This window comes from Enterococcus hermanniensis (genome assembly GCF_001885945.1).
Lineage (GTDB): Bacteria > Bacillota > Bacilli > Lactobacillales > Enterococcaceae > Enterococcus_A > Enterococcus_A hermanniensis.
Genome location: NZ_JXKQ01000005.1, coordinates 171,685 through 184,751, shown reverse-complemented (window position 1 = coordinate 184,751; position 13,067 = coordinate 171,685). Strand labels below are relative to the sequence as shown.

At 39.4% G+C, this 13,067-nt stretch carries 10 protein-coding genes; 9 read left to right on the top strand and 1 reads right to left on the bottom strand.

What is annotated here, in order from left to right; genetic code table 11:
• Positions 1-18: 18 nt before the first annotated feature.
• The 3 genes from recG to acpP all read left to right on the top strand — a co-directional run bounded on the left by recG (position 19) and on the right by acpP (position 3,566).
• Positions 19-2,052 carry an ATP-dependent DNA helicase RecG gene (gene recG, locus RV04_RS07530; RefSeq protein ID WP_071857860.1) on the top strand — a complete coding sequence of 678 codons (2,034 nt, stop codon included), beginning with the start codon at positions 19-21 and terminating at the stop codon, positions 2,050-2,052.
• A 148-nt stretch (positions 2,053-2,200) separates the two neighbouring features.
• A complete protein-coding gene (gene plsX / locus RV04_RS07525; protein ID WP_071857859.1) occupies positions 2,201-3,199 on the top strand; it encodes a phosphate acyltransferase PlsX in 999 nt (332 codons plus the stop codon).
• A gap of 121 nt (positions 3,200-3,320) precedes the next feature.
• Positions 3,321-3,566, top strand: coding sequence for an acyl carrier protein (gene acpP, locus RV04_RS07520; RefSeq protein WP_071857922.1), 246 nt, complete (start codon positions 3,321-3,323; stop codon positions 3,564-3,566).
• An 84-nt stretch (positions 3,567-3,650) separates the two neighbouring features.
• Here the strand turns inward: acpP and RV04_RS07515 are convergent, their stop codons facing one another.
• A complete protein-coding gene (locus tag RV04_RS07515; RefSeq protein WP_071857858.1) occupies positions 3,651-4,154 on the bottom strand; it encodes a cysteine hydrolase family protein in 504 nt (167 codons plus the stop codon).
• Positions 4,155-4,317: 163 nt separating this feature from the next.
• Here RV04_RS07515 and rnc point away from each other — a divergent pair, with 163 nt between their 5' ends.
• The 6 genes from rnc (at position 4,318) to RV04_RS07485 (ending at position 13,047) form a co-directional block, all read left to right on the top strand.
• Positions 4,318-5,013, top strand: a complete 696-nt coding sequence (gene rnc / locus RV04_RS07510; protein WP_071857857.1) for a ribonuclease III — start codon at positions 4,318-4,320, stop codon at positions 5,011-5,013.
• A 35-nt stretch (positions 5,014-5,048) separates the two neighbouring features.
• A complete protein-coding gene (gene smc, locus RV04_RS07505; RefSeq protein ID WP_071857856.1) occupies positions 5,049-8,639 on the top strand; it encodes a chromosome segregation protein SMC in 3,591 nt (1,196 codons plus the stop codon).
• Positions 8,640-9,464, top strand: a complete 825-nt coding sequence (locus tag RV04_RS07500; protein WP_071857855.1) for a Cof-type HAD-IIB family hydrolase — start codon at positions 8,640-8,642, stop codon at positions 9,462-9,464.
• A complete protein-coding gene (ftsY, locus tag RV04_RS07495; RefSeq protein WP_071857854.1) occupies positions 9,465-10,829 on the top strand; it encodes a signal recognition particle-docking protein FtsY in 1,365 nt (454 codons plus the stop codon).
• Positions 10,830-11,172: 343 nt separating this feature from the next.
• Entirely contained in the window at positions 11,173-12,363 is a 1,191-nt protein-coding gene (locus tag RV04_RS07490) for a choloylglycine hydrolase family protein (protein WP_071857853.1), read from the top strand.
• 174 nt (positions 12,364-12,537) lie between these two features.
• Positions 12,538-13,047 (top strand): hypothetical protein, encoded by a 510-nt coding sequence (locus tag RV04_RS07485; RefSeq protein ID WP_071857852.1) that lies wholly within the window; start codon positions 12,538-12,540, stop codon positions 13,045-13,047.
• Positions 13,048-13,067: the final 20 nt, after the last annotated feature.

Here is a 13,067-nt window from a genome sequence, read left to right as displayed (position 1 = left end):
AAAGAGAGGAGGGGAATTATGGGGATTCAAGAAGCTGTTTCAGTGTTGCCAGGTGTCGGTCCTAAACGCGTCCAGACATTGGCGGAATTGGGTATTTTGACAGTCGAGGATCTGTTGAGCTATTACCCTTTTCGCTATGAAGATATCCAAGAAAAGAATTTATTGGAAATCAATGATCAAGAAAAGGTAACGTTAAAAGGTGTAATCGTCTCTGCACCGGTCGTTAGTCGCTTCGGTTATAAGAAAAGCCGTTTGCAATTTCGGATGATGCAAGATCATGCAGTCTTCATGGTTTCTTTTTTTAATCAACCTTACTTGAAAGAAAAAATCGAAGTTGGGGAAGAATTAGCTGTCTATGGAAAATGGGATGCAAAACGAAAATCAATGAATGGAATGAAGATTCTAGGGGGAAAACAAACAGAAGAATATGCCCCAATCTATCACGTGACGAAATCGATTCGTCAAAGTACACTAGTAGATTTGATTAAGGTAGCTTTTGAAAAATTTGGGGATCAAGTACCAGAAAATCTACCGGATTATCTGTTAGAAAAGTATCGTTTACTGCCAAGAAAACAGGCGATGCGTGCGATGCACTTTCCTAAAAATCCAGCCGAAAGTCATCAAGCAAAACGGCGCGTGGTCTTTGAAGAATTTTTCTTATTCCAAATGCGGATGCAAGGATTGAAAAAAAGTGAGCGGAGCGAAAAAAATGGCTTAGCGATCCGTTATGATGTGGAACGCCTAAAAAGGTTCACGCAAACATTACCTTTCGAATTAACGGATGCTCAAAAGCGTGTGACGAATGAGATCTGTTATGATTTGCGTAGTCAAAAACATATGCAGCGATTGTTGCAAGGTGATGTAGGTAGTGGTAAAACTGTTGTTGCCGCAATTGCGTTATACGCTACGATGACAGCCGGTTTTCAAGGAGCACTGATGGTTCCGACTGAAATTTTAGCGCAACAACATCTAGAAAGTTTGACACAGTTATTCGATCCTTTAGAGCTGCGAGTTGCTTTATTGACCGGATCAACTAAAACCAAAGAACGACGAGCAATTTTAGCAGGGTTGCAAAATGGTGAAATCGACGTGATCGTAGGAACGCATGCATTGATTCAAGACGATGTTCAGTTTAAAAAGCTAGGCCTAGTCATTACGGATGAACAGCATCGCTTTGGTGTGAATCAACGGCGAGTACTAAGAGAAAAAGGCTTGCATCCAGATGTTTTGTTCATGACGGCAACACCGATTCCCCGAACCTTAGCTATCACAGCTTATGGGGAGATGGACGTCTCGGTGATTGATCAAATGCCGGCTGGTCGGATTCCAATCAAAACTAGTTGGATCAAACCGAAACAATTAGAACATACTTTAGATTGGGCAAAACTGGAATTACAGGCAGGCCATCAATTGTATGTAATTTGTCCATTGATCGAAGAATCTGAAGCATTGGATGTGAAAAATGCGACGGAAATCTATGAGCATCTGAGTGAGTATTACGCCCCAAATTATCAAGTTAGTCTCTTACACGGTAAGATGAAAAATGCAGAAAAAGAAACAATCATGGAAGAATTTAAAGACAATCAAAGTCAGATTTTAGTTTCTACTACAGTCATCGAAGTTGGAGTGAATGTGCCAAATGCGACAGTGATGTTTATTATGGATGCGGATCGTTTCGGTTTAGCTCAACTGCACCAATTACGTGGTCGTGTAGGTCGAGGATCGGATGCTTCTTACTGTATTTTAGTTGCTAGCCCTAAGAATGAAATGGGTAAAGAACGAATGAAAATTATGACAGAAACCAATAATGGTTTTATTTTAAGTGAAAAAGATTTAGAATTACGTGGGCCTGGAGAAGTCTTTGGTTTTCGTCAATCAGGATTACCACAATTTATAATCGCTGACTTGGTTAATGATGCAAATGTTTTAGAAGTTGCTCGAGATGAAGCCAATCAAATTTGGCAATTAGAGGATTGGCGAGCAGACCCAGCTTTTGCTCCATTAGCTAAGATGCTTAAACCTACTGAAACAGGTGAAACCTACTTTGACTAATGCTATACTGGTTGGGGTAAAAAAATGATACAATCGAATAGTAGGGATCAAGTTGTCCTGAAGAGTTCCTGTTGAACGTCAATTATAAATATATTTTTTCGCTTGCGGAAATAAATACATTGAAACGAAAAAAGGAGAGAGTTTTTTCATGAGAATTGCTGTAGATACAATGGGCGGAGATTTCGCGCCACAAGCTATTGTAGAAGGTGTGATGCTAGCACAAAAGAAACATCCAGAGATTGAATTTCAATTATATGGAAAAGAAGATGCGATCCGCCAATATTTAACTAATGAAAAAAATATTACGATTATCCATACGGATGAAAAAATCAATAGTGATGATGAACCAGTGAGAGCGATTCGTCGTAAAAAGAATGCCTCAATGGTCTTAGCAGCCCAAGCAGTCAAAGATGGGAATGCCGATGCTATTTTTTCTGCTGGGAACACGGGTGCACTATTAGCGGCGGGACTATTTGTAATCGGTCGGATTAAAGGGATTGAGCGTCCAGGCTTGATGTCAACTTTACCTGTGCTAAACGGAACAGAAGGATTTGATATGCTGGATTTAGGAGCAAATGCAGAAAACAAAGCAGAGCATCTTCACCAATATGCAATCTTAGGTTCTTTTTATGCAAAACATGTTCGTGGAATCGAAAACCCTCGCGTGGGGCTTTTAAACAATGGAACAGAAGAAACAAAAGGCAGTGAGTTGACCAAAGAAGCCTTTAAATTATTACAAGCAGAAGAAAGCATCAATTTCGTTGGAAATGTCGAAGCGCGTGAATTATTAAATGGTGTAGCCGATGTCGTAGTGACAGATGGCTTTACAGGAAATGCAGTCTTGAAAACTATCGAGGGAACCGCGATGGGTTTGATGACGCTATTAAAGGGCAGTATCAACGATGCCGGCGTAAAAGGAAAACTGGGTGCTGTAATGTTGAAAGATACGCTTTATGGCTTGAAAGACAAACTAGATTATTCTGCTCACGGCGGTGCAGTGTTATTTGGTCTTAAAGCACCGGTTATCAAAACTCATGGGTCGACTGGACCAGAAGCTGTCGCCAATACGATTGACCAAATCCATCTAATGTTAGAAACAGATGTCGTGGGCCAATCAGTTAATTTTTTTGAAACCCACCAAGCCTAAGACAGTCTTTGTAGATTTCTGAAAAAGGTGGACAAAGGGAACAAACATCAGTAAAATGAGTTGTGCCCTTTTAGAAAAAAACATACCCAAGTATTAGTTGATCAAGTGGAGGTGAATGTTGTTGACTCGTGAAGAAGTATTTAGCAAAGTTGCTGAAATAATTTCAAATCACTTTGAAATTGATGAAGATAAAGTGACTCTTGGATTGAGTATCAAAGATGACTTAAATGCAGATTCAATCAGTATCATGGAATTCGTTTTAGAATTAGAAGATGAATTCGGAACTGAAATCTCTGATGATGATGCTGAAAAAATTGGAACTGTTGGAGCTGCAGTTGATTACATTATGCAAAACGACAAAGCTTAATAAAAAGAGGCGCAGCGAATTGTTCGTTGCGCCCTTTGTTTTATTTAAAAAAGACCTAGCTAGGTCTTTTTTAGTTATACTCGATCATTCAATAAAGTGTAAAAAGCGTTGCGCCCAAATAGTTTCATAAAAAGCGATCGTCTCTGCTGCACTTAGAAAAGAATTATCATAGGTCGTGGATGCACCTCGTTTCATGCTCAAGTGGTACCCTAAACCATGCGCGAATTTGATGGTCGTATCGACACAAAATTCAGTTTGGGCCCCGCAAATTTCAAGACTACTGATCTGATGAGCTTGTAATAGCAGTTGGAGATCAGTCTGATAAAAAGCATTTGCATGTGTTTTTTGGATGATAAAATCCGTTTCTTTGCGCTTCAAGTCAGTAAGAATTTCCCAAGCTGCCGATTGAAAAGGCAGATCCAGATCGCAATGCTGAATAAAAATAATCGATTTTCTCTGTTCTCGATAGGTCTCGATTCGTTGGTTCACTAAAGTAATCAATGTAGATAGCTGGTCAATTGTTTGATCGCCATAACAGACACCCTTTTGTAAATCAATCACTAGTAATGCGTCAGAAGTAGTTTCCATCAACAGCCCTCCAAAGTTTTTTGTTTACTTTAACACGAATTTTTGATTCGCAAAAGTTAGCCAAAGGTTGAAAATTTGCTATGTTCATGACTTCTGATTTAAAAATTAGTAAAAAAACAGTATAATAAGGCGTGATGGAAATCTCAAAAAAAGGAATGAGCCCATGGATACACAGTTGATAAATGAATTGAAAGAAAACTATGGCATCGTCTTTCACGATGTGAACTTATTGGAGCAGGCGTTTACCCACTCATCTTATGTGAATGAACACCGTAATATGAATATCTCAGATAATGAACGGTTAGAATTTTTAGGGGATGCTGTCTTAGAAATTCAAGTATCGGACTATTTGTATCATCATTACCCAACATTACCTGAAGGTCGTTTGACACGCTTACGTTCAGCGATCGTACGGGAAGAAAGTTTGTCTAAATTCGCCAAAGAATGTCACTTTGACCAATATATCATGTTAGGTAAAGGGGAAGAAAATTCAGGTGGACGTCAGCGCGCAGCGTTGTTATGCGACCTGTTTGAATCATTCTTAGGTGCACTATACTTAGATCAAGGATATGAAGCTGCGTTAAGCTTTATCAAAACCGTAGTTTTCCCTAGAATTGAAGCGGGAGACTTTACGCGTGAGATGGACCACAAAACACGTTTGCAAGAAGTCTTACAAAAAAGTGGCGATGTCACAATCGAGTATCGCTTAGTCAATGAAGAAGGTCCGGCCCATGAACGTATTTTTACCATCGACGTCTATTCAGATGATCAATTGATCGGTACGGGGCAAGGAAAATCTAAAAAATTGGCGGAACAAGATGCAGCCGAAAAAGCATTACACAAACTCGCTGCCAAATAGCATGAATTTCCTAGTGGAATTTTAGGAGGAACATTTTGTATTTAAAACGAATTGAGATCGCTGGTTTTAAATCTTTTGCGGATCGAACAAAAATCGAATTTGAAAAAGGTGTTACAGCGGTTATCGGACCAAATGGTAGTGGTAAAAGTAATATTACTGAAGCGATTCGCTGGGTTTTAGGTGAGCAATCGGCTAAAAGTTTGCGCGGTGGGAAGATGCCAGACATTATCTTTGCTGGTTCTGATTCTCGTAAACAGTTGAATCTAGCAGAGGTAACTGTCGTTTTAGACAATACCGACCACTACTTACCATTAGCATTTAGTGAAATTAGTGTCACTCGTCGCTACCGTCGGACGGGTGAGAGTGATTTCTTTATCAATAAAAAAGCGTGTCGATTAAAAGATATCCAGGACCTTTTTATGGATTCTGGACTTGGCAAAGAATCATTTTCGATTATTTCGCAAGGGAAAGTTGAAGCCATTTTTGCGAGTAAACCAGAAGATCGTCGTGGAATTTTTGAAGAAGCAGCGGGTGTGCTCAAATATAAGCAACGAAAACGTAAAGCAGAACAAAAATTGTTCGAAACAGAAGACAATTTGAGTCGTGTGCAAGATATTATTTATGAATTAGAAGATCAGCTGACTCCTTTGGCGGCTCAGAGTGAAGCGGCAAAGGAGTTTTTGAAACTTAAAGCAGAATTGACGACTACGGACATTAGTTTGACGGTCGCAAAGGTCAAGCAAACGCGCACGAAATGGGACACTTCAAAATCTGATTTTGAGTCATTGTCTAAAACGATCGAAGAAAAAAGTCGTTTTATCCAACAAACAGAAAATCAGTTAGGCCGCTTACGCGCACAGCGTGGGGCCTTGGATGAACAATTAGAAACGGGACAACAACAACTATTACATTTGTCAGAAGCGCTGAAACAAGCAGAAGGCCGCATAGAACTACTGAGCGAGCGTTCTAAAAATACCCAAAAAACGAGTGCTGAATACCGAGAAAATTTAACCGAACAACAAAAGAAACGGCTAGAATTAGAAAAAAATCTACAATTGATCCAAGCACAACAAGTAGAAAAACAAGCGGAAAAAGTCGCATTGAACGAGCGAATCCAACAATTAACACTTGAGGCAGAGAAATACAAAAAATCACCTAAAGAATTATTGGAAGATTTACGTGGTACTTATGTTGAGTTGATGCAAGAGTCAGCCAATGTCAGTAATGAATTAAAATATTTGGAGCGCCAATACACGCAGGAAACAGCGAAAAATCAACAAAGTGTGACGCGCTTTGAAACCTTGCAAACACAATTAGATGCCTTGTTGACTCAAAAAGCCGATGCTGAGATCAAAACGCAAACATTGGAAGCTCAATTAACGACGGAACAAACGCAGTATCGTCAAGCAGTAGAAGACAAAAATAAGACACAGCAGCAGTTGCAAAAAGAGCAACAGTCGATGTATGACTTGATGAGCCAAGTACAGCAAGCCCGAGCTCGCCAGAAGAGTTTGCAAGAAATTCAAGAAAATTATAGTGGATTTTATCAAGGGGTTCGTAGTGTCTTACAGCATAAAGATCAGCTGAATGGGATCATTGGTGCTGTGGCAGAATTGTTGGAAGTACCGACAGAATATACTTTAGCAATCGAAACGGCTTTAGGTGCTTCGGCCCAACATATTATTGTGGAAAATGAAAAAGATGCTCGCCAAGGGATTACTTTTTTAAAACAACAACGTAGTGGTCGGGGAACTTTCCTACCGTTGACAACGATCAAGCCGCGTAGTTTAGCGGCCCATCAATACCAAGCAATCAAAGAGATAGAAGGCTTTGTTGGGGTCGCCAGTGAGTTGGTCCAATTCCCAGACATGATCGCACCGATAATGCAAAACTTATTGGGGGCAATCGTTATTGCTAAAGATTTGAATAGTGCGAACCAATTAGCGCGTCAATTGCGTTACCAAGTTCGTGTTGTATCTTTAGACGGCGATGTCATGAATGCCGGTGGTTCAATGACGGGTGGTGCTACTAAACAAGGTAATCGAGGCAATCTATTCAATCAAAGCCATGAATTGGCTGAATGGACCAAACGTTACGAAGAAATCAACCAAGCGTTGCAAATCAAAGAAAAACTGGTACGCGAACTTCAAACTCGAACTACCGAACAAAATGAAGCAATCGAACACTTGCGAACACAAGGCGAGCAAACACGTTTAGCTTATCAAGAAGCCAAAAGTAGTGAGGAACGGATTCAGACAGAACACGCTCGTTTACAAAAAGAGCAATCCTTATTTTCTTATGAAGCAAAAGAGCTGAAAAGTTTTTTAACGGACTATCAAGTTCAAAAAGAAGCCTTAGAATTTCAACAAGTTGAGTTGAAAACACAGCAGGATCAAATCAATCAAGAGATTCATCAATTGAATGAAGAAAGTGATCAGCTGGAAGCTAAACGTTCAGAAATCGCAGCGACATTAAGTCGTTTGCAAGCCGACGATGCCGTGCTTGAAGAACGTTTGATGTATTTAGAACGTCAAGTTCTGACATTCAATGAACAAATTGAAGAAATCAATGGTCAAATCACAAGTTTGGAAAACCAATTGCTGGCACTTTCCAGTGACTCATCCGATCATGAGGAAACCGAAGAAAGCTTGACGCAGCGAGTAGCAGAATTAGCGACTGCTCGAGAACATTTACAAGGGCAGCTAGTTGTCTGGAAAGAAAAACGACAGGCGTTACAGCAAGAAGTTGATCAATCGGATCTGGCATTGACCGAGGCCAATCGGGAGCAAAAACAATTGTTGTCACGGCAGTCACAAGCCGACGTGCAAAAAAATCGCTATGAATTGAAACTAGATACGGCGTTAGCTTACTTACAAGAAGAATACAATGTCACTTTTGAAGGGGCAGAATCACAAGCAGATCCTGCAATCGATTTAGCGGAAGCAGAACGAGAGGTGGCTCGCTTGAAACAAGCCATCGAAAAGTTAGGTCCAGTCAATCTAAATGCCATTGAGCAATACCAACAGGTTGAAGAACGCTATGATTTTCTAACTGCTCAAAGAGACGATTTGGTTTCAGCAAAAGAGCAATTGTTCGAAACGATGGATGAAATGGATGATGAAGTGAAGACCCGTTTCCATACAACCTTCAAAGCGATTCGGGAACAATTCAATGTTGTTTTCCCTAATATGTTTGGTGGTGGACGTGCAGAACTTGTATTGACGAATCCAGAAGATTTATTAAATACAGGTATCGAGATCGAAGCGCAACCACCTGGTAAGAAATTGCAAAACTTATCCTTGCTTTCAGGTGGGGAACGAGCATTGACTGCTATTGCTTTGTTGTTCTCAATTATCCAAGTTCGACCAGTACCGTTTTGTGTATTAGATGAAGTAGAAGCTGCATTAGATGAAGCTAATGTCACACGCTTTGGTCGTTACTTAAGCTCGTTCCAAAACGATACACAGTTTATCGTAGTGACTCACCGTAAAGGGACGATGGAAGCAGCTGATGTTTTGTATGGTGTGACCATGCAAGAATCGGGTGTATCAAAAATTATTTCTGTTCGTCTTGAAGAAGTAAAAGAAGATGGAAAATTCAAAGTCAAGGAAGGGGAACCTTTATAAATGATCAAATTAGTCGCAATTGATTTAGATGGTACATTGCTAACCGATGCTAAAACAATATCTGATACCAATAAAAAAATCTTAGCCGAAGCCAAAGAACGTGGCGTCAAAATCGTTATCTGTACAGGGCGTCCATTGATCGCGATCAAGAATTATTTGACCGAGCTGAACTTACTGGATGCTAACGATTACTCTATCACTTTTAACGGTGGTTTGATCCAAACAAATACCGGAGAAATTTTAGGTAAAACAGCGATGTCTTTAGACGATGTCCAACACTTGCATCAATTATTAGCAAAAATCGCTTTACCGATGGATGTACTTTCAGATGCCTTGTGCTATCAAATCGCTACCGCACCTGAACATCCGTCAATCTATCCAACATTGAATAAAGCACTGACTTACGTAGCGAAGGATGCTGCTGAGCTAGGAGCATCAACTTTGTATAATAAAGTTGTCTCTGCAACCGATGTGGATTATTTGGATCAACAAATCGCAAAGATTCCTGCAGAAGATTATGAACGCTTTGAAATCTTTAAAACTCGTGCCAATCTACTAGAATTTATGCCTAAAGGTGTGACAAAAGCATTTGGGTTATCTGTCTTGGGTGAACATCTAGGAATTTTACCAAATGAGATGATGGCATTAGGTGATGAAGCCAATGATCTTTCAATGATTTCATACGCTGGTATGGGTGTGGCAATGGAAAATGCAACGGATGGTGTAAAATCAGCTGCTAATTTTGTTACACGTACGAATCAAGCCGACGGCGTTGCTCACGCGATTCAAAAATTTGTTTTTAATGAAGCCAAAGGAGGCAATTAGATGGGATTATTTGACCGCATAAAAAAAGCTTTTACTGGCGAACAAGCAGAAGAACCTGAAAAGAAAACCGATGTGGTAGAAGAGACAGATACACCATCAGAACCTGACGTCGAAAGTACATCAGAAGAATCGGTTGATTCACCTGAAAGTTCTGTTGACGAAGCTGTGCCAACAGCTGAATCGGAAGCTGAAACCCGTCCTACAGCGGATAAAATCGAAGAAAAAAATGAAGTCGTAGAAACAATTGAACCAGCTGAAAAAGAACCGATCTCTGAAGAAGAACCGACCGACTTAAAAACACCCGAAGTTCCGGTAACGATTGATGAAACGTTCAATGAGACATCCGAAGATGCCCAATCGATCGAAACAGATTCAGAAGCACCAGTGGTAAATCCGATCGAAGCAGCTCCAGTTGTGGAAGAAGAGTCAGTACAAGAAAAGTATGACAAGGGTTTAGAGAAGACCCGTAAATCCTTTGGCGATCGAATGAATGAATTGTTCGCACGTTTCCGTCGTGTGGATGAGGAGTTCTTTGAAGAATTGGAAGAAACATTGATCGGTGCCGATGTTGGCTTTGATACAGCGATCCAATTGACCGACTCGTTGCGTCAAGAAGTTAAATTGAAAAATGCTAAGAAACCTGCACAAGTCCAAAATGTCATCATTGAAAAATTAGTCGACATTTATGAAGCTGAAGGTGTGGATGAGAACAATGAAATCAATTTACAACCTGATGGTTTGAGCGTCATTTTATTTGTTGGTGTCAACGGAACCGGAAAAACTACCAGTATCGGTAAATTAGCGAACCAATACAAAAATGAAGGCAAAAAAGTTTTATTAGCCGCAGCGGATACTTTCCGAGCGGGTGCAATCGATCAATTGGTCGTTTGGGGCGAACGTTCTGGCGTGGAAGTAGTACGAGGAAATGCTGGTGGCGATCCTGCAGCGGTCGTCTTTGATGCTGTTGATAAGGCAAAAAATGGTAATTACGATATCTTATTGATCGATACAGCGGGACGTTTACAAAACAAAGTGAACTTGATGAACGAATTAGAAAAAATCAAACGTGTGATTCAACGTGAGTTTCCAAGCGCACCGCATGAAGTCTTGTTAGTTGTGGATGCAACTACCGGTCAAAATGCGTTAGTTCAAGCTCGTCAATTTAAAGAAACCACTGATGTGACTGGATTAGTCTTAACTAAATTAGATGGTACAGCTAAAGGTGGGATCGTTTTAGCGATTCGAAATGAATTACACTTACCAGTAAAACTGGTTGGTTTAGGTGAAGGTATCAATGATTTAGAGGCTTTCAATTCAAATGATTTTGCAGTCGGTTTATTCAAAGGTCTGTTAAAAGAAGAATAAAGAGTGAACTAAGAAAGTTCTTAGCGATGTGTTTGCTGTATTTTACAGCGAGTACATCGCTTTTTTTTGTATTCTGAAAAAACAAAAAAATATTTTTGACGTTTTTTAAGACAAGATACAAACAAAACAGCTCAAATTCTCATGCTACTATACAAATGTACCAATGAGGAAGAGGTGAATGAGGCAATCACCCGCAGGAAATACAAGAGTTAGTTTATCAGATACATCGTTAGATTTTTAGCTTTAGTATTTTTAGTAATAGAACATAAAATGGATCAACGCCTTGAGCAATGAAACGCTGGTCAAATAAAAATTATAAGAAAAGAAAGAGGATGTGTAGAACATGTGTACAAGTATTTTTACAGCAACAACCGATCGGAAACATGTATTAGCGAGAACAATGGATTATTCTTTCCCACTAGATTTTGATGTCGTTTATTTACCAAGAACGTATTCTTGGAAGTCATCGGCGGATCATGCCGAGCATGAATCAAACTATGGATTTTTAGGAGCGGGTCGTTCACTAGGGACTTCTTATTTTGTGGCAGATGGAGTAAATGAACATGGATTGGCGATAGCGGAATTGTACTTGCCACAAAAAGCCGTCTATCAAAAACAAGCCGATGAAAATAAAATCAATTTAGCACCCCATGAATTTATTACTTGGGCATTAGGTGAGTTCAAATCAATCGCAGATTTGAAAAAGAAATTGTCCAAAGTAAATCTAATGGATGTTGCAGCCCCACTAATTGATACGGTCACACCGCTGCATTGGATCATTACAGATACTTCAGGTAATTGCATGGTAATCGAACCAACACAAAAAGTCTTACACTTAAAAGAAAATCCTGTTGGTGTCATGACGAATACCCCATTATTAGAATGGCATATCGAAAATTTGAGTAATTATTTGAATGTTCGACCAAAACAATACGAACCGCAACAATTTGGTAATTATACAGCAAATGCTTTTTCACAAGGAACTGGAACGATGGGGTTACCAGGTGGTTATACACCGCCAGAACGTTTTGTTCGAGCAACCTTTTTCAAAGAGCATATCGATCCAGCCAAAAATGAAATAGAAGCTGTAACGAATGCAACGAAGATCCTGTCAACCGTGCAAATCCCGAAAGGAATCGTAGTTACTAGCGGTGACCAAGAAGATTACTCTCAATATACTGGAATGATGTGTAATGAAAGCCAGACATATTACTATACGGATTATAATAATACCCGAATCTCTAAAGTCGAATTAACAAAAGAATTGTTAGCAAGAACAACCCCTAAGATTTTTGTTGTCAAAAAGGTCGAAGATATGGCGATCTTGAGTGCCAAAAAAGTATCTCCAAAAGAAGTAGCAGCTGACTTGTCAGACAAAACGGAAGTAAGTTCTACATTATTAGATATGGTTGGACAAGAAGTGTTAGGTGGATTGAACTCAGCAAAACAAGGAACCTTAGATGAGGATACGCAACAAACGGCTGATCAATTACTAGCAGAGCTAGGCCAATTAAAAGATAAATTGGGTAAGTAAAATTAGACACGACTATCCTTGGAAATTCCTAGTAAGAGGTATTTTCAAGGATAGTTTTTTAGTGACCCTAAAAAAACACAAATCAAAATCGGCGGATTATCAGACAAACTTTGAAATTTTTATCGTAGCAATTTTGCTAAAGTTAAAGCATAAAGAAGAGAAGAGGAAACGACAATGAAAAAAATTATTTTAGTAACTTTCGATGAAGCAGCAAAGACCTACGAAGGATTTTCACAACTCCAAAAAATTTCAAAGAGTAATACATTTGATTTGAAACAAGCCATGATTTTACAAAAACATGCAGACAAATCAAAATTTGTCGTGAAAGACAGTGTCGATTATGAAAGCAATTCACGGGTGGCAAAAGGTGGATTTATAGGAATCATCGTAGGGATTCTAGGTGGGCCGCTAGGAGTTTTATGTGGCTGGGTGATTGGGGATGCCGTCGGATTGAGTGCCAATTACATTAAGAACAAACGGACACATACTATTTTTGATTCGATCGCCAATCAATTAGACAATGATGAATTAGGCTTATTACTATATGCTGATGAATCAGATGAAACATTATTGAATACGATGATTGCAGAAAAATTAGATGGTAGAATCGAACGTTTTGACTATGAAACAGTAAAAGAAGATGTAGAAACAGCGAAAAAACATTTGAAACATACCCAAGACTAAAACGAAGAAATGGAGTGAAT